Here is a 20,352-nt window from a genome sequence, read left to right as displayed (position 1 = left end):
GCGGCCTCGAATGCGCACCGCGTCCGATACTCTCGGCGAGTAGCGGTCGTATTCGGCCCGAACCGCGGCAGCGTCACATCGGGCCGATCGATGATCTGCTCGGTCAGTCCGGAAGCAACGGCACCGATAAACCTTCGCCGTGCCGTAGCAGCGCGGCGCGGGTGACCGCCCCGGAGCCGAACCGGTCGCGTAGTGCGTCCAGGGTGGTGTCCAGCGCCGGGGCGGGCTCCTGGTCGAACGGCAGGGTGAGCTGTCCGGGGTCGGCGTTCTCCAGATTCGTCAACGCCAGCCCGATCAGGGTGAGGCCGCGTGTGGTGATCATCGGCATCGCCTCGGTCAGCAGGCTCCGGGCGGCATGCAGGATCGTCTCGGTGTGGTCGGTGGCCGCGGGCAGGGTGTGCGATCGGGTGGCGCGGGTGAAATCGTCGAAACGCATCCGTAGCACCACCGTGCGGCAGCTCCGCCGGGCGGCGCGTAGCCGACCGCCGAGCCGGTCGGTGAGACCGTGTAGATACGCCTCGATCTCCGCGGGCGGGTGCGGCCGGCGGCCCAGTGCGCGTTGCGCACCGAGGGACCGTCGCCGCCGCCCCGTCTCCACCCGCCGGGGATCGCGCGCCCAGGATAGGGCGTGCAGATGCCGGGCCGCCGCCGTGCCGACGATCGGCCGCAAATCCGCTTCGCCCAGCTCCGCCAGCTGCCCGATCCGCTCGATACCGTGCGCACGCAGGGCGCGTTCGGTCACCGGGCCCACACCCCACAGCCGGTGTACCGGCAGCGGATGCAGGAACGCGAGCTCGTCGGCCGGTTCCACCCGCAGCAACCCGTCCGGTTTCGCGACCGCGCTGGCCACCTTGGCCAGGAATTTCGTCCCCGCGATACCGACCGAGATCGGCAGACCGACCTCCCGCCGGACCCGCGCCCGCAGCCCGGCGGCAATGGCCTGCGGTTCACCCGCGATGCGGCGCAGTCCCGCGACATCGAGGAACGCCTCGTCGATCGATATCCCCTCCACGATCGGGGTGGTATCGGCGAAGATCTCGAACACCGACCGGCTGGCTTCGGCATAGACGGACATCCGCGGCGGGACCACCATCGCGTCCGGGCACAGGCTCAACGCCTTGCCGATGTTCATCGGTGTGCGGACGCCCGCGGCCTTGGCCTCATAGCTGGCGGCCAGGACGACTCCACCGCCCACCAGTACCGGTCTGCCGCGCAGCCGGGGTTGATCCCGCTGCTCCACCGAGGCATAGAAGGAATCCAGGTCCGCGTGCAGGATCGACGCGTGAGCCCGGGCGGCGATCCGTGGACGCCGGGGCGACCGTTCGAGCGGGGCGATCTCCGCAGGGTCCGCGGGCGGTCCCGGAGCGGGAGATACCCGACCGTATTCGAACATATGTTCACCCTAGCAGCGGATGGCCCTCCGACCTGGGGAAGGGGCAACTGGTCGCCATGAGGTCATGTGCCGGTGGAACGGCTGCACCTTCCCCGGTCGCTACGGTGAGTTCGGGCGATCGGGCTCGGTCGGGCTCTCTCCGTCCAATAGCCGCTGGACGATATCGCCGTAACGTAGCAGCACCTGGTCGGACCGTGCGGCCGAGTGGGGGGCTTCGAAGATTCGCAGCGTGGCGGCGAGGCCCATCAGCGCACTCACTGCCAGCTCGGACCGCAACTCGGCCTCCGCACCGCCGCCGAGCCGTTCGGTCAGCGCGTCGAAGTAGCCACCGGTGAACTTTTCCTGGATCGTGTGGGGATCCGGGGCGGTGAGTCGCAGCATGATCGCGCGACCCAAAGGTTCCACCGCGTTTGCCCGCATGCGTTGGATGATGTTTCCGACCAGGGTCCGGCCGAGTTCCTCATCGGGTATCCCGGTGAGATCGAGTGGCTGGACTTCGGCCACCTCGTGGAAGAGTTTCTCCTTGCTGCCCACCACTTTCATGACCATGGCCGGCGACAGCTCGGCGGCCAACGCGATATCGCGGATGGTCACTTGTCGGTATCCGCGCTCCGCGAACAGTTTCGACGCCGCCGCCAGTGCGGCGTCCCTGGCTCGGGTCACCGCGCGGATACCGTGTCGGCGTGCGATGTGGCGGGTGGCCGCGCGGTGGGTTCGAGCAGCTCGAGGTCGAGGTGACGAGCCGAGCCCCAGATCGTGATCGCGCGGGCGGCGGACGAGGAACTCGTGAACGCGGTGATGATGTATCTTCCGTTCTGCGGAAGTGGCAGTTGGTAATCTCCGGTCGCACCGGTCTTGGTGGTCCCGACAGCTTCGCCTGTGTGCCGGGTGAGTACCACATTGACACCGTCCACCGGCCCGCTCGCATCGACCACTGTGCCCGCCATCATCAGCCGTTCCTTCAGTACTATCGCCTCGATTCTGCCGCCGGCGTCGATGTCCACCAAACGAGAGTCCGGTGCCCATCCGTCGGCCGCGGTGACCAGAAGATAGCGGCCCGGGCCGGGTACGGCGACCGAGAAGTGGCCCGCCGAGTCCACCTGGCTCCAATCGACGTGGTCGGCGGACGGTGTGAACACGGTGACGACCGCGTGACCGATCGGGCGCTTCGACCGGCTGATCACTTTCCCGCCGGCCACCGCCTCGTGCGGATGCTCGGATTTGTCGAGTTCCTCGCTGTTCTCGTCCGGCGTCTCGCGCAGTCCGGTCATGGCCAACGCGATGACCGCTGTGACGGCGCAGGCACCCGCGGAAACCCAGAAGATCACGGTGAAGGCCGCGAAGCTGGGAAATACCTCGTCGGCGACTCGGACCGTACTCATGGTGGCCACCGCGGCCATGACCGCGCTGGACAGTGCCGTGCCGATGTACCGCAACAGGGTGTTCAGTCCGTTCGCGGACGCCGATTCCGTCAGTGGAACGGCGCGCATGATCAGCGTGGGAAGGGCGGCGTAGGTCATCGATGTCCCGGCGGCCACCAGTACCGAGCCCACGACTATCTGCCAGAGATTGTCGCTGAGGTACACGCGAGCCACATAGGAACCCGCCATCACAAGTGTTCCGGTGAGCAGGGTCGCCACCGGGCCGTATCGGCGCAGGATCTTCGCGGATACCGGCGCCATCGCGCCGAAGACCAGGGCGATGGGTGCCATCCACAGCCCGGTGTTCAAGATGTCGTATCCGAGCCCGTACCCGGAACCGACCGGCAATTGGAGCAATTGGGTGGTGACGAGCATATTCGCGAACATGGCGAACCCCAGCAGCAGCGAGGCCACGTTGGCCAGCAGGACAGCTGGACGGGCTGCGATTCGCACATTGACCAGTGGATTGCGGACCCGGAGTTCGAGCGGCACCCAGGCGATCAGGAGGGCTGCGCCCGCGCCGACCATGGTCAGGGTGATACCCGAGGTCCAGCCCCAATGCGCGCCTTTGGACAACGCGAGCATTACCGCTGTCAGGGCGACCGACCCGATGATCGCGCCCCGGTAATCGAACGATCCACCGGTCTTGACCGGCGACTCGCGGATCACCCGCCAGACGGCGGCGAGAACGACCACTCCCACTACGCCGGTAACCCAGAAGATGGCATGCCAGTCCAAATGCGCTGCTATCAGACCGGACAGGGGGAGCCCCGCGCCGGAACCGATCGCCAGGCTGGCACTCATCAGCGCGACACCGAGCGGCATGCGATCGCGCGGTAGCTCGTCCCGGAGAATCGCAATACCCACGGGTATGAGGGACAGTCCGACACCCTGTAGCGCGCGAGCGATGATTATCGGGATGAGGGCGGTACTGACGGCGCCGAGTACCGAGCCGAGGACCATGATGGCGAGTGCCACCATCATCATCCGCTTTTTCCCGAACATATCGGCGAGCCTGGTGACGGTGGGAATCGAGACCGCACCGAAGAGCAAGGTCGCGGTCACCAGCCACGACGCGTTGTCGGCGGTTGTGTTCAGCAGGCCGGGAAGATCGGGGAGGAGTGGGAGGACGAGCGTTTGCTGGAGGGAGACAACGGTGCCGGTGAGCGCCAGGGTCGCCATCACGGTCCAGCTCCGTGTGCCTTCGACTCGGACTGGCGCGCTCACACAGAAACCCTTTCCTCGGCGTGAACAAGTGTTCACCCCGATGAGTGAACCAGTGTTCACCATCCCGAGTCGAGCGCCGGGCGATGATTGTGATCAAGGTCGCGAGGGGTTCGAGGCGCCCGTCGGCGTATGCCGAGACGCTGGGCGAACAGTTGCCGCGGTCGCCGGACGAGGCAGAGCACGCGCCCGGGAGCTCAGAACCCGGCGTGGAGTCGAGCCCACTCGATGTCCCACTGCTCCATTCGGCGTAGCCGGAGGCGGCAGGCGGTGAGCGCGGTCGGCACGGCGCAGAGCAGGCCCGGCGCGCTCCAGGCGAACAGTCCGACGAGGACCGAGTCGAACAGGACCGACGAATCGTTCGGAGGTGCGGTGGTGTACGTGCCGTCCCGCTCCACCCAGATATCGATGACCTCACCTCGGCGATAGCCGGGCGGGGCGTTCACCTTGCCGGTGTGCTGGGCGCCGGCGGTGAACCAGGTGGCCTGGATCGTGGGGTACAGATCGTATTCGTTGGGGGCGGGCGCGGATTCCCGGAGCGTCGCGGGCACGCGGTGCCGTTCGGCGGCCGCCTCGGCGGCGGCTGCGCTGAGCGCTCGGTGGGTGTCGATGCCGATCGCTGCCGCGATCGGGATCGCCGCGGCGGTGACGAGTAGTACGCCGCATACGAGCCAGGCCAGGAGGCGGTCCTCGCGGCGGAGCAGCGGGCTGTCGCGCCACGGACGCAGGTTCCACAGCCGTGTCACGGCGGTGGGGTATCTGCTCGGTGGGGGGATCATTTGTTCTGTCCGGGAGGGGAATCGGGTCGGTATCGTCTTCTTTCGATCATGTCAGGCCGTGCCGGGGAAATCGGTGCCGGGCATCTGTGATACGTCTCATGTATCGCCGATCGCCACGAATGTGTTGCCCGCGCACGAGTGACAGAGCCGGAGTCGTACCGGGCGTGCCGATCGTTCGCGCCGTCGATACGTGCGTGATCGATCCGACCCGGGTGGCCCGGCGTCGGCAGCGCAGTGGCCGGGTGATGTGCCGTCGAGCCGGCTGCGCGTGGCCGGGGTCATGGAACGGTCCGCCTCGTGCGAGTCGCCGGACCGCCTCGGCGGCCCTGCTTCGCCGTGTCTCGAAGTGCTCTCGTCACCGATGGCAGGGCCTTTCGGCCCTACGCCTGTGCGCCGCGAACACATTTGATGGTCGCCGGGGCGGACGGACGTATGGAGTGCTGTGGACAGTGAGAGGGTGCGGGCCGCACGGGCGTGGTCGGCGATGCCGTTTCCCCAGGTGGTGGTGTACACCGGCGGCCGGGTACCGGCGATCGAGCGGGAACGATTCGCCGGCGCGGTCGGCCGGCTGCTGCAACGGCTGGATGTGCCGGGTGGTGCCCGGCTCCGGATCACCGCTCCGGAGCGTGGTCCGCTGGTGATCCAGGTGAATCTGCGGATCGCCGGCGGCGCGGCCCGGGTCCAGACGCTCACGCGGCGGGACGGCGACGCACTGTCGACCGTCAGGCGGCTGGAACGGCAGATCACGGCGTTACGAGGAGTGTGGCGGCCGCGGCCGTGGCCGGATCCGACCCGGCAGCCCCTCGATACCCCGGGCCCGGGCGAGTTGGTCCGCCGGAAGCCGGTTCCGGTGGTCAGGTGCCACCCGTCGACGGCAGCGGCGGTGATGGACGCGATGGATTACGACACCCACCTGTTCGTCGATGCCGATACCGGCGAGGACGCCATCGTCTACCGCGCGGGGCCGAGTGGCCTGCGATTGGCCCGCTGCCACAGCGTCCACCCGCCACCGGCGCCGAGCGGGGCGTGGGCGTGCACGGTCAATCCACGACCGGCACCGCCGCTGACCGAAGCCGGTGCCGTGGCCAGGCTGTGTAAGTACGGATTGCCGGTCCTGTTCTACACCGACCCCGGTACGGGTCGCGGCAGGTTGCTGTACCGGCGTTACGACACCGATCTGGCACTTGTCCTCCCCGACGACGGCACCGAGATCATCACCTCGTAGTCCTGTCGATTCCCCCCGCCGGCCCTATTCGGACCGGTCACCCTCGGCGATCCTGCGGATCCCTCGAATTCAGAATTGAAAGGCGGATGCGGCGTTGGCGCGCGATCTCACACAACTGGAAATTCTCACCGAGCTCGAGCCTGTTGCCGAGACGGCATTGAATCGGCATCTGTCCATGGTCAAGGAATGGCATCCGCACGACTATGTGCCATGGGGCGACGGCCGTAATTTCGCGATGCTCGGCGGCACCGACTGGGAGCCGGGACAATCACGATTGTCGGAGGTGGCGAAGGCTGCGTTGATCACCAACCTGCTCACCGAGGACAATTTGCCCTCCTATCACCGAGAGATCAGCGAGAACTTCTCCCGCGACGGCGCCTGGGGTACCTGGGTCGGCCGCTGGACCGCGGAAGAGGCACGCCACAGCGCGGTTCTGCGCGACTACCTCGTCGTCACCCGCGGCGTCGACCCGGTCGCCCTGGAAAACGCCCGCATGGTTCATATGACCAATGGTTTCGCACCGCCGGTGGATCGCGTGAGCGCGGCGGGCGGGGCCGGATTCCTGTATTCGGTCGCCTATGTGTCCTTTCAAGAATTGGCCACCCGGATCAGTCACCGCAATACCGCCGCAGTATGCGATGACCCGGGCGCCGATCGAATGCTGCAGCGCGTGGCACTCGACGAGAACCTGCATATGATCTTCTACCGCGGAATATGCGGTGCCGCACTCGACCTGGTGCCGGATCAGGCCGTGGAAGCGATCGATCCGATCGTGCGCAACTTCCGGATGCCCGGCACCGGTATGCCCGACTTCCGCCGCAACGGGGTGCTGATGGCCAAACACGGCATCTACGACCTGCGACAGCATCTCGAAGAAGTCCTCCAGCCCGTTATGCGGCAATGGAACCTGTTCGGTCGCGGCGGGTTCGGTCCGCGCGGGGAACGGGCACGCGAACGGCTCGCCACCTATCTGGCCGATCTGGAAACCGTGCAGATCCCCAGGTTCGAGGAACACCGTGATCGGGCGCTGGCCCGTGAGCGGTCCCGGGCCGGCGCGTCCCGGTAGCTCGGTGCGGACGCACCGCTTCGTCGCGGTCGGACAGGCCGGCGGGTGCCGGCGACCGGTGTTCGGTCGCCCGGCCTCGTCCACCGGGGACGCACCGGGGTGATCCGGTCGGAGCGCCGGGGGTTCCGACATTCGGATCCTTGCGATTCGATTGTCCGGCCGGCGGGCGACCGGTTGCGATGATACGGCCACTACCTGGGGCGATGGTGGTGTCACCGAAGCGCCGGTCCGAATTTTCCGCGGCGCCGGCCGCGCGTTCACCCGCCGGTAGATGCTTGACAGTTGTTAACCTTTTGTCGTCGGTACGGATCGAATGACCGGCCACCTGCGAGCGAAGGGAACCTGCACGATGACGACAATGTGTCAGGTCACCCCATCCGGGACGCCACTGCATGAAGGATCTGCCGATGCCCCTGCCCGATTCGTCGACCACCACCGAGGAGTTCGTGGCGGCCGTGGAACGGGTGCAGGTGGCACTCATCCAGGCGGCCCGGCAATTCCGGACGATGGATCGCGCGGGCATCAACCAGTCCGCGCGCAGCGCCCTCGCGGCGATCGTGAAATTCGGGCCGCTGTCGATGTCCGAACTCGCGGCCCACGAGGGCGTGGACCCGGCCGGCGTATCGCGCACCGTCCGGAAGCTGGAGGAGTCCGAAGATGTCCGACGCCGGACCTCCGAGGCGGACGGACGGGTCAATCTGATCGAGGTGACCGAATCCGGTCGCGAGCTGTTCCTGCGCAGTCGCCGGCAGCTCACCGAGATCATTGTGGACCGGATCGCGACGCTCCCACCCGAGCAACTGGCCGCGATCGTCGCACTCGGCGACGGGCTGGAACTGCTGGTGGCGGCCACGGGCCCGCGCCCGTCCTGACGACCTCGTGCGGGTGCCGAACCCTTACGGCGCCCGGTCCTCTCACCGCTTCGGCCCCCTGACCCGCGGGGTCCTACGCCGGCCCCGTTCCCACACCCCTGCTCCGCCGGTCGCGCCTGCGCGTCGCCGGCCGATCGAACGGATTCTCATGACCGTGCTGAGTGCCGAGCCCACCGCCGAACGGGTGGGCCGCACACCGCCGATCCGCCGTCCGGCCACCGGTTCGCGGGTCACCGCCCTCCTCGGCGTGGCCGCGCCACCGCTGGCCCTTATCATCCTGCTGGCGGTCGGCTGGAACGTGATGGCCGCCCGCATGGACAGCCCGCTGGTGCCGTCGCTCGGCGCGATCGCGGACGAACTGGTGACCCTGTCCAGCGGCGGTGCGCTGTGGGCGAACCTCCAGGTGACGCTGACGCGGGTGCTCCTGGGCTTCGCCGTGGCGTTCGTCGTGGCCGTGGTTCTCGGGATCGCCATGGGCCGCAACAAATACGTCCGGCGGTTCCTCGAGCCTGCCGTACTCCTGGGATTGGTGACGCCGGGCCTGGTGAAGGCGCTGCTGTGCGTTATCTGGTTCGGCATCAGCATGATCAACCCGATCCTGGCAGTGGCCCTCGCCGCCGCGCCCGCACTCATCGTCAACATCACCCAGGGTGTCCGCGAGGTCGATCCGCAGCTGCACGAGATGGCCCATGTGTACCACTTCAGCGCGTGGACCCGGCTGCGGCGGATCTGGATGCCCGCCCTGGCGCCCTCGCTGTTCACCGGTGCCCGGCTGGGAATCGCGATGTCGTGGAAGGTGATCGTCCTGGTCGAGATCTTCGGGCTGGCCAGCGGGGTCGGATATCAGCTCAACCTGGAGTTCTCCAATCACAACGTGGCAGGCGTACTCGCCTGGACCATCGCCTTCGCCCTGGTCATGACCGCGATCGAGTACGGCGTCCTGCAAACACTGGAGCGGCGGGTCTCCCGCTGGCGTAAGGAGTCCTCGGTATGAGCGCCGGTATCGAACTGCGCGATATCGCCAAATCGTTCGTGAGCAAGAAGGACGGCACCGTCCAAACGGTTTTCGAGAACTTCTCGCTCGACGTGGCACCGGGTGAGCTCGTCGCCCTCGTGGGCGCCTCGGGCACCGGTAAAACCACCCTGCTGCATCTGGTGGCGGGACTGGAGACCGCGGATGCCGGGGTGATCCGGGTCGGTGCGAACACCGCGCCGAGACGGACCGGAATGGTGTTCCAGCAGCCGCGGCTGCTGGACTGGATCAGCGTCGCCGAGAATATCGAGATCGCCGCGAAATCGGCCGGACAGAGCGTATCGGCCGTCCCCGAACTCATCGAGGCGGTCGGTCTGAGCGACTACGCCGATGCCTACCCGTCGGTCCTGTCCGGTGGCCAGCGCCAGCGGGCCGCGGTCGCCCGGGCGTTCGCGGTGGATCCCGACATCGTCCTATTCGACGAACCGTTCAGCGCGCTCGATGAACTCACCGGCCGCAAACTACGGCTGCTGCTGCAAACCCTGCTCATCGAACGCTCGGTCACCGGTCTCCTGGTCACCCACAACGCGCTCGAAGCGGCCTTCCTGGCCGACCGGGTCGTCGTGCTCGCCGACCGGCCGGCCCGCATCGTGCAGGACCTCCGGGTCGACCTGTCGCGTCCGCGTTCCACCGAGGACGCCACGCTCTTCGACCTGCACCGCGACATCATCGCCCATATCGCCTGAGACGACCCCATCCAGAAACGGAGACCCCGTGTCCACCACACGCGGCACTATCTTCACTCGCGAAGCCACCCTGGGACCCGCCGTGACACGCCGGCAGGCCCTCCGGGCGGGAGCCGCGCTCGTCGGCGGACTCGGTCTCGGCGCGCTGCTGGTCGCTTGTGGGGACGCCGGCACCGCCGCGGTCGACGCGAACGGTAATCCGTTGCGGCCGATCAAGATCGGTGCGGTGCAGCCCGGGACGGCGGGTTCGGTGATCGATCCGATCACCGGGCAGTTCGGCCTCGACACCAAGCACGGCCTCGATCTGAAGCGCGACGGTGGCGGCGGTGTCGGCACGGGACAGGAGAATCTGCTGACCGGTCTGCTCGACACCTTCGCCTTCGGACCGCTCGGGGCCACCGACGCCAATACCTCCGGCCACGACGTGGTTATTGTCGGACCCCAGCTGTGGAATCACGGCCGCTGGCTCGTCCCCGCGGACAGCGATATCGCCTCGGTCGAGGACCTGCGCGGTAAACGTATCGGCGTCCAGCCGGCGGGTTCCGATACCTACAAGGCGGCCGCACTGGCATTGGCCGTCAACGGGATCGACTTCGAACGGGAATTCCAGATCTTCCCCGGCCAGCCCATCGCCAATCTGGCCCTGTACGAGCGCGGCGACCTGGACGCGATCATCGCCATCGAACCCAATGCCACCCGTCTGGTCGCCCAGGGCAGTCGGCAGGTCGCGACGGTTTCGGAGCTGTGGCAGAAGGGGACCGGGGACGCGAACCCGCTGTTTCTCAACGGTGCGGCGTTCAATCGGCCGTGGCTCGAGCGGAACCGGGATACCGCCGACCGGTTCGTCGCCCTGCGTACCGAGGCGAACACACTGATCACCGGCGACCCCGCCCTGCTCGCCCGGTATCACGAAGCCTTCGGGATACCGGCCGACGAGGAGGCCGCCATCGCACTGTTGCCCGAGCGGCTCCGCGATATCTACCCCTCCGTCTGGGACCAGAGCGTGTTCACGAATATGGACCGTCAGATCCAGGTGGCCCTGGATATCGGCTTGCTGTCGCGGCGCGCGGAGCGGCCGGTCTACGAAAGCCTGAGTTGAGCGATCCGGTGGCCGCGCCGGCCGTACGGCATCCCCGGACCGCCCTGCTGGCCTGCTGTGCGAGCCTGTTCCTGTCCTCGCTCGACACCTCGGCGCTCGTGGTCGCTCTTCCCTCGCTGCAAGCGGATCTCGACCTGGACGTCGGGGGACTGCAGTGGGTCGTGGTGGCCAATGCCCTGGCTCGCGGCAGCACGTTGTTCCTCGCCGGCTCGCTGGCCGACCGCTACGGCCCGCGGCGGATCTTCCGGATCGGCGTCGTCCTGTTCGGTGTGGCCTCGCTGCTGTGCTTCGTCTCCTCCGGTTTCGCCGAACTGATCGTCTGGCGGGTCGTGCAGGGGATCGGCGGTTCGCTCATGACCCCCGCGTCGATCTCGCTGCTCACCGGAGTCTTCCAGGATCCGGTCGCGCGCAGCCGGGCGCTGGGTTCCTGGAGCGCGACCGCCGGAGTGTCCACGGCCCTGGGACCGGTCATCGGCGGAGTGCTCGTCGCGACCGTCGGGTGGCGCAGCGTGTTCCTGATCTGCCTGCCGTTCGCGGCACTTGTTGTGATCAGCCTGCGCTGGGTACCCGAGTCCCCGGTCCCGCGGTTGCGGCGGCGCATCGACCCGGCCGGTCATCTGTCCATCGCCGCGACGCTGTTCTTCGTGACCTTCGCACTGTCCGGTGGTGCCCGCGACGGCTGGCTGTCGGCGACAACGCTGCTCGCGCTGGTCGCGGCCGTGCTGTCGATGGCGATCGTCGCCCGAGTCGAGCGGCGGGCGGCGGACCCGGTCCTCGACCTGACCGTCTTCCGCCGGCCGCAATTGCGCGGTGCGGTACTGACGGCCGGGTTCTCCTACTTCTGCCTCGCCGGGATGAACTTCGTCAATACGCTCTACCTCCAGCAGGTGCGCGGGTATACGCCGTGGGAAGCGGGGTTGATGGCGCTACCGCTCACGGCCGGGACCCTCGTCGCCGCACAGGTGTCCGGGCGGCTGCTGGGCCGATACGGTCCGCGAAGGCCCGTTCTCCTCGCCTATCTCTTCCTGATCACCGCCATGGTGTCCCTGGCGTTCGCGGCCTCGACCACCTCGTCGATCGGCTGGATTCTGGTGGCCTTCGCGCTCCTCGGCATCGGCATGGGTATGGCGAATCCGCCCGCGACGTCGTCGGCCGTGTCCGCTCTCCCACGTGAACGCGCCGGGTCGGCCAGCGCGATCACCAGTACCTCGCGGCAGGTCGGTATGAATCTGGGTACGGCCACCCTGGGTGCGGTAACCGTTTCCGTCGCAGGGCTTTTCGCGCGGTCCGAACCCGTCGCCGCGCACGATTTCACCTCCGGAATGCGCATCGCCTACGCGGCCACCGCAGTCGTGGCCGTCCTCGCGCTCGTCGCCGCGCACCGCTGTTTCCCGGCGCCCTCGAACTCGACCACATCCGCGGTCGACACCACCCCACGAAAGGAACGATCCGATGACCACCAAGGAATCGAAAGCCACCCCGGCGAAGATCACGAGCGTCCGGACCGGAGCGATTTTCACCCTGCCCTATCTGGTCGGCCTCGAGAAGGGCTACTTTCTCGACGAGGGCGTTGATCTGGAACTCGTCGCGCCCGGGGCCTACAACGTCAGTGTCAAGCCGATCGAAGATCATCACCTGGTGAGTTCGTTCGGTGGCATCTCCCGCGGCTTCGAAGACGGTGATGTCTCGCTGTACCGTGCCTGCGAATGGGGGCAGGTCCGGCGGGCACAGGATTCGGGTCGCGGCGGGCAGATCGTGACCCAGCGGGCGGCCATCGCCAGCCAGGCGATCTTCGTCCGCCCCGACTCCGAGGTATTCCACCCGCAGAGTCTGCGCAATAAGCAGGTCGCGGTGAACTTCCACCACGGCTCCCACTACCTCGCGATCCAGACGCTCGAGGGGTTCATCGAGCCCGACGAATTGAAGGTCGTGCACGTCGGTGGTCCGGCCGACCGGTTCCGGGCATTGCGTGACGGCACCGTGGAAGCCGTAGCGCTGATGGAGCCGTACATCAGCCTGGCGCTGAAGCAGGGCTACCGGCTCATCGCCGAAGCGTTCTACACCGGCGCCGAGATCGCCGACGAGAAGGTCGATCCCGAGGTCTACGCGGCGATCGACCGCGGTGTCCGCCGGGCCGTCGCCGATATCAATGCCGATGTCACGCCCTACCTGCACTACTTCACCGCGGAGATCCCGGAAGATCTGGGCACGCTGGAGGAGTCGGATATCAGCACGTGGCGGCTGCGCTTCGCGGACCCGCAGCCGTACGCGCCCGAACAGTTCGACCAGACCTACCGCTGGCTCCTGAAGTGGGGTCTGATCGAATCCGGCTCCGAATTCAAGAAACTGGTCGACAACCGAGCACTGTCCTTGTGAATCGGTGGTGTCCGGGGTGGTGTATCGCGTGATGCGCCGCCCCGGGCAGCGGACCGTATGCCCCGAGCGGAGGATCCTCCCGCTCGTCTTCGGCCGGGAATGGCTGTCCCGCAGCGGTATCGGGTAGATTCCCATTCCCGACCGACGCACCGTCTGTCGTGAGTCGAGACCTGGGGTTCGATGTGATACGCCGACGTATGAGGCCCGCACTGCTGGTCGCTGTTGCCGCTGCGATGTTGGCCGCGTCCGGCACGGTGTTCGGCGCCGGGGTCGCCCCCGCCGACAGCGGCGATCCGATCGCCGACTCCAGAAAACTTCTCGCCGATCCGGTCTCGCCGAACGGCTCGCGAATTGTCGCGAGCCGGGTCGATGGCCGCAGCCTGACCATGCTGGTGCACTCCGCGGCGATGGACGAGAACATCACCGTCCGGGTCCAGCGCCCCCGCGACGCCGCACAACCCCGGCCGGTGCTCTACCTCGTCAACGGGGCCGGCGGGGGTACCGACGCGGCGACCTGGTGGGCCAATACCGATATCGGCGATTTCCTGGCCACCAAGGACGTGAATGTCGTGATGCCGGTCGGTGGCGCGTTCGCCTACTACACCGACTGGAAACGTGATGATCCGGTGCTCGGCCGCAACAAATGGCGCACCTTCTTCCTCGAGGAGTTGCCGCCGCTGGTAGACGGAGCACTGGGCACCAACGGGATCAATGCCATCGCGGCGAACTCCATGACCGCGACCGCGATTCTGCAGATGGCCGAGGCCGCCCCCGGCTTCTATCGGAGCGTCGCCGGGTACAGCGGATGCGCCCAGATCGCGGATCCGGTCGGGCGACAGTTCACCAAGCTGGTCGTCGAACTCTACGGTGGCGGCGATGTCCGCAATATGTACGGCGAGGACGACGATCCGGCCTGGGTCGCCAATGATCCGGTGGTGAACGCCGAGGCACTGCGCGGTACGAGGTTGTTCGTCTCGACCGGCAACGGACTGCCCGGGCAGTGGGATACCGTCGACGGCGACTACGCGCTACCGGGGCCCCAGGGCCTGGCCAATCAGCTCCTGGTCGGCGGCGTCATCGAGGCCGCCACCGGTTGGTGCACCCGCAACCTCCAGGACCGGCTCGCCCAGTTGCGGATCCCGGCCACCTTCGACTACGTGCCGTCGGGCACACACTCCTGGGGTTACTGGCGTGACGCGTTCTATCGCTCCTGGCCGCTCCTCGCCGAAGGACTCGGAATACCCGAGTAGGACATATGCGGGTTTCGCCACGAAGTGGCGGCGGACCGCGACCGCACCCGGACTCCGGTATACCGCGCGAAGCCGCCGCGCTCGCCGGGCGGCGAGTGACCTCACCCGACTCCGGGACGGCGGCGGCACCGGTCGTGCCGTCCTCCGCTCGGCATCTTCGACCTGGTCGCCCGGCCGACGCGAGTCGGCCGCTTCGATCTCGGCGACATTACCGCCGGCTCTCCTTCGGCGCCTGCTCGTTGTTGCCGGGGCATCCGGACCGGCCGACGCCCTGAGACCGTAGCGGCCCGCACTCGGAAAGACTCGACGTCTCCCATCTCGAACGCGTACAGGAGGAAATCTCGAGGCTGCCGAATCTGCCGTCGAGGTGAGTGCCCAGGGCCGCGCATGCTTCCGGCCCGGTCGGGAAGTTCGCGGAAACTGGCGTGCCCGGCCCGCTCCGGGCGATTCGTCCGCGCCGCGAAACCGCAGATGAACGACCGTATCGCCCCGGTCCGGCCGACTATGCGCACATTGCTGTCCATTTTGTCCTGTTGACAGTTCTCGTGTTACCGGTCACACTTCCTCAAGTTGACATGACTGTCACGTCAGATAGGGAAGTGCCGAGGAGGCAGCATGACCGCATCCGTAACCGACATAGGCGAGCCGGGTCGGCGAGCGGGCGATCGGGTCGGCCGGGGGAGCGCGACAGCGAGCACGCCGGAAGGAACGGCGACCGCCGCCTCGCGAATCCGGACCGGACAGGTCATCGAGCCGGGCACACCACTGGACGGTCACGACCCACAGTGCTGCGGAGTCCGGATCGCTTCGTCCGCGATCCGATGAGCACCGCGGCCGCGTGCGGCCGGATGGCGCCCGGCCACATCGCCGAGTGCGGTGCGCCCGGAAACCCGCGCCGGATCGCACTTCGCTGAAGCACTCCCGCCGCACAACCCGCACCGATCTTTTCGACCACGCCGCCCGCGAGGCGGCGATCTTCTCCTGTCCTCCGCATCTCCTCACACCCTGGGAGCGACCATGAAACGTACTCTCGCCGTGGGCCTGACAGCCCTGTGCGCCACCGCCGCCCTCACCGCCTGCTCGGGTCGCGACACCGCGACCGCGTCCGGCGACTGCGATCCCGGCATCACCGATACCGAGATCAGGTTCGGCACCAGCCTCATGCAGTCCGTCGCCGGCGCGCAGGCCACCGCGGCGACCGCGCTGTTCGACGAGATCAACGCGGCGGGCGGAGTCGCGATGGGCGACGGTAAGTCCCGCAAGATCGTGTACACCGCCATGGACGACGGCTACGACCCCGCGCGCACCGTCGGTAATGTGCGGTCGCTGGTCGAGCAGGACCAGGTGTTCGCCATCCAGAATCTGATCGGCACCGCCTCGACCCTGGCCGTCGTCGACTACCTGACCCAGAAGAACGTGCCGCTGGTGTTCCCGATGACCGGCACCGACGAGCTCCTCGCGACACACGACAAACGTCCCGTCGTCGCCGGCGCGGTGAATCCGCAGACCGGATGGGAGGTCTCGGAACGAGCCGCGCAGATCCTGCGTGACCATCCGCAGGCGAAGATCGCGGTGCTCTACCCGAACGACAGCCTCGGGGTCGGGAGCCGCGACGCGCTGAAGTCCGCACTCGAGGGCAGTGGCACCCGGATCGTCGCCGAGCAGTCGTACGAGCAGACGACACCGTCGGTGGACTCGCAGATCGTCAACCTCGCCAGTTCCGGCGCCGACGTATTCGTCAACTTCGCGACCGCGAGCTTCGTGACCCAGTCGCTGAAGAAGGCGAACGAACTGAGCTGGAAGCCCGACACCTACATCTACTCGGGCGCCACCGACACCAACTTCGTGCTCGCGCCGGCCGGACCCGGTGCCGCGGAGGGCATTCACTCCTTCTACTGGATCTACGACGTCAGCAGCACCGAGCACGACACCCATCCGGGTGTGCGGAACTGGCGGGCCTTCGCCGAGCGCAATGCGGGGAAAGTGAAAACGACCGACACCATCGCGGCCACCGGCTACAACACCGCGCAGCTGCTCGTGACCGCCCTCGAACAGATGAAGGGCTGCACGCGCGCCGACCTCCTCGACGCCGTTGGGAACATGCGGGGCGTGACCACCGACCTGTCCATCGAGGGTGTCACCTTCGACACCACACCGGACTACCCGTACGTGATCACCTCCATGGCGCCGATGACGTTCCGCGACGGCAGCTGGCACTACGACGCCGTGGTCACGCGCGGTACCGAGGGATGACAACCGTGCCGGATGTAGCTGCCGCCGGGGCGGTACCCGCACTGCGCGTCGAGGAGGTGCGCCTGCGCTTCGGGGGCGTCGTCGCACTCGACGGGCCCTCGTTCACGATCGAACCCGGCCGCATCGTCGGGCTCATCGGCCCCAACGGCGCGGGTAAGACGACGCTGTTCAACTGCATCAGCCGCCTCTACCAACCGGATTCGGGACGTATCACCTTCGGCGACACCGATCTGCTGGCCCTGCCCGCGGCCGGGATCGCGGAGGCCGGGATCGCGCGCACCTTCCAGAACATCGGGCTGTTCCCCACGATGTCGGTGGTGGAGAACGTGCTCACCGGCGCGTACTCCCGCACCCGGGCCGGATTCGTCCGCACCGCCCTCGGACTGCCGCCGACCCGGCGAGAGGAGCGTCGTGAACGCGAACAGGCGTGGTCGCTGCTCGATTCGATGCAGCTCGCGCACGTCGGACCGGAGCCGGCGGGGAACCTGCCCTACGGCACCCTCAAGCGGATCGAACTCGCCCGGGCACTGATGCAGCGACCGCGGCTGCTCATGCTCGACGAACCGGCGAACGGGCTCATCCACGAGGAAGTGCTCGAGCTCGCCGCCACCGTTCGCGCCCTGTGCGATGAACGGGGATTCTCGGTGCTGCTCGTCGAGCATCACATGGCCATGGTGATGTCGATCTCCGACCGAGTGGTGGTGCTCAACTTCGGCCAGAAGGTCACCGAGGGCGAACCCGCCGAGGTGGCAGCGCATCCCGAGGTCGTCGAAGCGTACCTGGGAGGTGCGGCGTGAACCTGCTCGACGTCGAGGGGCTGCACGCCCGCTACGGCAGCGCGGAAGTGCTGCACGGCATCGACTTCGCGGTACCCGCCGGTGAGGTGACGGTGGTGCTCGGCGCGAACGGTGCCGGGAAGACCACCATCCTGCGATCGATCTGCGCGATGGTGCACACCACCGGGCGGATCGTGTTCGACGGGCGCGATATCTCCGGACTGCGCACCGATCGGATCGCCCGCCTCGGCGTCGCGCACGTACCGCAGGGACGCGGGACATTCGGCGACCTGACGGTCGAGGAGAACCTGCGGATCGGTGGATACACCACGTCCACCGCGGCGACCGACCGGGCGATCGAGCGGTGGTACGACTTCTTCCCGCGGCTGCGGGAGCGGCGGCGGCAGCCCGCGGCCGGACTCAGCGGTGGCGAACAGCAGATGCTCGCCATCGCCCGGGCCCTGGTGGCCGGACCGCGACTGCTGTTGCTCGACGAGCCCTCGCTCGGACTGGCGCCCCGCATCACACAGGAGGTGTTCCGGGCGCTCGCCCGGATCAACGCGGACACCGGCACCACGATTCTCGTTGTCGAGCAGAACGCCCACCTCGCGCTCGACATCGGCACATCGGCGGTACTCGTCGACGCCGGTCGCGTCGTCGCCCAGCGTCCCGCGGACAGCCTCGCGCGCGACGAATCGGTGCGGCGCGCCTACCTAGGCTATTGAGCACAGGAGATCTGTTCATGCAAGTCTTTGCGCAACAAGTGGTGGACGGGCTGACGTGGGGTGCGCTGTACGCCGCGTTCGCGCTCAGTATCGTCCTGGTCTACCGGGCGTCCGGGATCGTCAATTTCGCCCAGGGCGAGATGGCGATGTTCTCGGCGTTCTTCGCGTGGCAGTTCCACCAGTGGGGTGCCCCGCTGTACCTCGCGATCCTGGGTGCCATGGGGGTGGCGTTCCTTGCCGGCGCCGCCGCCGAACGGGTGCTTATCCGGCCGCTCGCCGGATCGCGCGACCATATGCCGCTCGTCATCATCACGCTCGGTCTGATGCTCGTGCTCAACAGTGCCGCCGGCTGGATTTGGGGAGTGCAGAGCCGGGAGTTCCCGGCGATGGTGTCGGGGCCGGTGCTCACGCTGGGCCCGGTCGTGATGTCCCGGCAGTCCGTGGTGATCGTAGGCGCGGTCGTGGTGGTCGCCGCACTGCTGTTCGTGCTGTTCCAGCGGACGCGGGTGGGGCTGGCGATGCGGGCGGCGGCCGGTAACCCGGACTCCGCGCAACTGATCGGCGTGCCGGTCGGCCGGATGCTGATGATCGGCTGGGGGTTGGCCGCCGCCATCGGCGCGCTCGCCGCGTCCCTGGCCGCGCCGCAGCTGTTCCTGCAACCGAATATGCTTGTGGCGTCGCTGATCTACTCGTTCGCGGCCGCGGTCCTGGGCGGGCTCGACAGTCCGGTCGGCGCGATCGTCGGCGGCCTGTGTGTGGGGGTGGCCGAGAACCTCGCCGGTACGTATATCTCCTGGATCGGCCACGATTTCAAGCAGGCGGTCGCCCTCGTCCTCATCCTCGGTGTGCTCTTGCTGAAGCCGGAAGGGTTGTTCGGCGCCCGGAAGGTGGCACGGGTATGAGAGTCTTCGAACTACTCCGCCGCCCCCGCGCCGAACTCGACGCGCCGGTGTGGCTATCGCGTGCCACGATGATCCTGGTCGTGGTCGTCGCCGCGATGGCGCCGCTGGTGTCGGCGCCGTATGTGAACTTCGACCGCTCCATGGTGCTGGTGTACATCGTCGTCGGGCTGGGACTGAACCTGTTGACCGGTAATACCGGCCAGATCTCGCTGGGCCACGGCTTCTTCTTCGCGCTCGGCGCGTACCTGAGCGCCGTGCTGGTGGAGAACAACGGGGTGCCGTATCTGCTGCTGATCCCGATCGCGTTCGCGGCCGGCTACCTCGTGGGCTATCTGTTCGGGCTGCCGGCGCTGCGGTTGCACGGACTCCAGCTGGCGCTTGCCACCCTGGGTCTCGCGCTGGTGACGCCCGCGGTCATCAAACGGTTCGAACACATCACCGACGGGCAGGCTGGTATCAATATCTTCGGTGCCGAGGCCCCCGAGTTCACCGGACTGGCCCGGGACCAGTGGGTCTACTATCTGTGCCTGGTCGTGGCACTGGTGGCGTATCTGGTGGTGCGCCGCCTCGCGACCGGCCGGATCGGCCGTTCGTTGATCGCGATCCGGGATTACGAAGCCGTCGCCACCACCCTGGGTGTACCCGCGACCCGGACCAAGACAACGATTTTCGCGTTCAGTGCCGCGCTCGCCGGGGTGGGCGGTGTGCTGTACAGCTTCGTGGTCCAGTACGTGGGCCCGGAGGCCTTCGGGCTGCCGCTCGCGATCGCCTTCATCACGATGATCGTCGTCGGCGGACTCGGCACGGTGCCCGGGGTGGTGTTCGGCGCCTTCTTCGTCGTGTACGTCCCGCAGTGGACCGCCGATATCAACCAGTCGGCCGCCGGAATCACCTACGGGGTGGCGTTGATCCTGTTCATCTTCGTGCTGCCCTACGGGGTGATCAGTCTCATCCGGCGAGGACTCGGACCGGTGGTCGCGCGTATCCCCGGCCGACGGCACGGCGGCCCCGCCGCGGCGGGTGTGCCGTCGGCTGCCCACCTCGAACAGGGGAGTACGGCCACCTCGGGAAGTACCCGCGGGTCGGGACCCGGTGTGCCGGTAGCGGTTTCGCCACCGGCACCGCGCCCACCGGGGCTCCGCAGCCGGTGATGCGGAGCCCCGGTGCTCGGTCGTGCCCTCGGCTACCCGACCCGGGTTGTCTCGGCAGCCCGCACGCGGGCGATGATGGTCAGCACTCCGGACTAGAGCGTGTTTCATAAGCCCGATGGTG

At 67.7% G+C, this 20,352-nt stretch carries 17 protein-coding genes; 13 read left to right on the top strand and 4 right to left on the bottom strand.

Translation table 11 applies throughout. The features are described 5' to 3' along the window. Positions 1–103: 103 nt before the first annotated feature. From dinB to ACQPYS_RS17195, 4 genes are all read right to left on the bottom strand, one after another. Positions 104–1,393: a DNA polymerase IV gene (dinB, locus tag ACQPYS_RS17210; RefSeq protein WP_433490162.1), complete on the bottom strand. Its 1,290-nt coding sequence runs from the start codon at positions 1,391–1,393 to the stop codon at positions 104–106. A 99-nt stretch (positions 1,394–1,492) separates the two neighbouring features. Beyond that, on the bottom strand, positions 1,493–2,056 hold the full coding sequence (locus ACQPYS_RS17205) for a TetR family transcriptional regulator (RefSeq protein WP_433490161.1): 564 nt from the start codon (positions 2,054–2,056) through the stop codon (positions 1,493–1,495). After that, a complete protein-coding gene (locus ACQPYS_RS17200; RefSeq protein WP_433493066.1) occupies positions 2,053–3,996 on the bottom strand; it encodes an MFS transporter in 1,944 nt (647 codons plus the stop codon). Before ACQPYS_RS17200 ends, ACQPYS_RS17205 begins: the two co-directional genes overlap by 4 nt. 239 nt (positions 3,997–4,235) lie before the next feature. After that, positions 4,236–4,784 carry an Rv1733c family protein gene (locus ACQPYS_RS17195; protein WP_433490160.1) on the bottom strand — a complete coding sequence of 183 codons (549 nt, stop codon included), beginning with the start codon at positions 4,782–4,784 and terminating at the stop codon, positions 4,236–4,238. Between the two features lie 475 nt (positions 4,785–5,259). On the opposite strand from ACQPYS_RS17195, the gene ACQPYS_RS17190 reads away from it, so the two are divergent. From ACQPYS_RS17190 to ACQPYS_RS17130, 13 genes are all read left to right on the top strand, one after another. After that, on the top strand, positions 5,260–6,042 hold the full coding sequence (locus ACQPYS_RS17190; RefSeq protein ID WP_433490159.1) for a sigma 54 modulation/S30EA ribosomal C-terminal domain-containing protein: 783 nt from the start codon (positions 5,260–5,262) through the stop codon (positions 6,040–6,042). Between the two features lie 94 nt (positions 6,043–6,136). Next, entirely contained in the window at positions 6,137–7,108 is a 972-nt protein-coding gene (locus ACQPYS_RS17185; protein ID WP_433490158.1) for an acyl-ACP desaturase, read from the top strand. 407 nt (positions 7,109–7,515) lie between these two features. Continuing rightward, positions 7,516–7,980 carry a MarR family winged helix-turn-helix transcriptional regulator gene (locus tag ACQPYS_RS17180; RefSeq protein ID WP_433490157.1) on the top strand — a complete coding sequence of 155 codons (465 nt, stop codon included), beginning with the start codon at positions 7,516–7,518 and terminating at the stop codon, positions 7,978–7,980. A gap of 148 nt (positions 7,981–8,128) precedes the next feature. Further along, the gene (locus tag ACQPYS_RS17175; RefSeq protein WP_433490156.1) at positions 8,129–8,974 is read left to right on the top strand and encodes an ABC transporter permease; all 846 of its coding nucleotides are present in this window, start codon (positions 8,129–8,131) and stop codon (positions 8,972–8,974) included. Continuing rightward, positions 8,971–9,699 (top strand): ABC transporter ATP-binding protein, encoded by a 729-nt coding sequence (locus ACQPYS_RS17170; RefSeq protein WP_433490155.1) that lies wholly within the window; start codon positions 8,971–8,973, stop codon positions 9,697–9,699. The genes ACQPYS_RS17175 and ACQPYS_RS17170 overlap by 4 nt, the downstream gene beginning before the upstream one ends. 28 nt (positions 9,700–9,727) lie before the next feature. Next, the gene (locus tag ACQPYS_RS17165; RefSeq protein WP_433490154.1) at positions 9,728–10,798 is read left to right on the top strand and encodes an ABC transporter substrate-binding protein; all 1,071 of its coding nucleotides are present in this window, start codon (positions 9,728–9,730) and stop codon (positions 10,796–10,798) included. Next, on the top strand, positions 10,795–12,372 hold the full coding sequence (locus ACQPYS_RS17160) for an MFS transporter (RefSeq protein ID WP_433490153.1): 1,578 nt from the start codon (positions 10,795–10,797) through the stop codon (positions 12,370–12,372). The genes ACQPYS_RS17165 and ACQPYS_RS17160 overlap by 4 nt, the downstream gene beginning before the upstream one ends. A 999-nt stretch (positions 12,373–13,371) precedes the next feature. Further along, a complete protein-coding gene (locus tag ACQPYS_RS17155) occupies positions 13,372–14,424 on the top strand; it encodes an alpha/beta hydrolase (RefSeq protein WP_433490152.1) in 1,053 nt (350 codons plus the stop codon). A gap of 1,017 nt (positions 14,425–15,441) precedes the next feature. After that, on the top strand, positions 15,442–16,677 hold the full coding sequence (locus ACQPYS_RS17150; protein WP_433490151.1) for an ABC transporter substrate-binding protein: 1,236 nt from the start codon (positions 15,442–15,444) through the stop codon (positions 16,675–16,677). Beyond that, complete coding sequence (locus ACQPYS_RS17145; protein WP_063034904.1) at positions 16,674–17,474, top strand: ABC transporter ATP-binding protein; 801 nt, start codon at positions 16,674–16,676, stop codon at positions 17,472–17,474. The genes ACQPYS_RS17150 and ACQPYS_RS17145 overlap by 4 nt, the downstream gene beginning before the upstream one ends. After that, positions 17,471–18,178 (top strand): ABC transporter ATP-binding protein, encoded by a 708-nt coding sequence (locus tag ACQPYS_RS17140; protein WP_431937750.1) that lies wholly within the window; start codon positions 17,471–17,473, stop codon positions 18,176–18,178. The genes ACQPYS_RS17145 and ACQPYS_RS17140 overlap by 4 nt, the downstream gene beginning before the upstream one ends. 17 nt (positions 18,179–18,195) lie before the next feature. Beyond that, a complete protein-coding gene (locus tag ACQPYS_RS17135; protein WP_063035003.1) occupies positions 18,196–19,080 on the top strand; it encodes a branched-chain amino acid ABC transporter permease in 885 nt (294 codons plus the stop codon). Continuing rightward, positions 19,077–20,231: a branched-chain amino acid ABC transporter permease gene (locus ACQPYS_RS17130; RefSeq protein WP_433490150.1), complete on the top strand. Its 1,155-nt coding sequence runs from the start codon at positions 19,077–19,079 to the stop codon at positions 20,229–20,231. The genes ACQPYS_RS17135 and ACQPYS_RS17130 overlap by 4 nt, the downstream gene beginning before the upstream one ends. The last annotated feature ends 121 nt before the right edge of the window (positions 20,232–20,352 follow it).

The organism is Nocardia grenadensis, assembly GCF_050942415.1.
GTDB classification, from domain to species: domain Bacteria; phylum Actinomycetota; class Actinomycetes; order Mycobacteriales; family Mycobacteriaceae; genus Nocardia; species Nocardia grenadensis.
The sequence above is the reverse complement of the archived record's forward strand: the minus strand, read 5'-3'. Positions and strand labels throughout refer to the sequence as shown.

Excerpts from the sequence above, each read along its gene's own strand:
- ACQPYS_RS17145 (WP_063034904.1), top strand. The coding sequence starts at position 16,674 with ATGACAACCGTGCCGGATGTAGCTGCCGCCGGGGCGGTACCCGCACTG.
- ACQPYS_RS17200 (WP_433493066.1), bottom strand. The coding sequence starts at position 3,996 with ATGGCGACCCTGGCGCTCACCGGCACCGTTGTCTCCCTCCAGCAAACG.
- ACQPYS_RS17135 (WP_063035003.1), top strand. The coding sequence starts at position 18,196 with ATGCAAGTCTTTGCGCAACAAGTGGTGGACGGGCTGACGTGGGGTGCG.
- dinB (WP_433490162.1), bottom strand. The coding sequence starts at position 1,393 with ATGTTCGAATACGGTCGGGTATCTCCCGCTCCGGGACCGCCCGCGGAC.
- ACQPYS_RS17175 (WP_433490156.1), top strand. The coding sequence starts at position 8,129 with ATGACCGTGCTGAGTGCCGAGCCCACCGCCGAACGGGTGGGCCGCACA.
- ACQPYS_RS17180 (WP_433490157.1), top strand. The coding sequence starts at position 7,516 with ATGCCCCTGCCCGATTCGTCGACCACCACCGAGGAGTTCGTGGCGGCC.
- ACQPYS_RS17130 (WP_433490150.1), top strand. The coding sequence starts at position 19,077 with ATGAGAGTCTTCGAACTACTCCGCCGCCCCCGCGCCGAACTCGACGCG.
- ACQPYS_RS17150 (WP_433490151.1), top strand. The coding sequence starts at position 15,442 with ATGAAACGTACTCTCGCCGTGGGCCTGACAGCCCTGTGCGCCACCGCC.
- ACQPYS_RS17170 (WP_433490155.1), top strand. The coding sequence starts at position 8,971 with ATGAGCGCCGGTATCGAACTGCGCGATATCGCCAAATCGTTCGTGAGC.
- ACQPYS_RS17155 (WP_433490152.1), top strand. The coding sequence starts at position 13,372 with ATGAGGCCCGCACTGCTGGTCGCTGTTGCCGCTGCGATGTTGGCCGCG.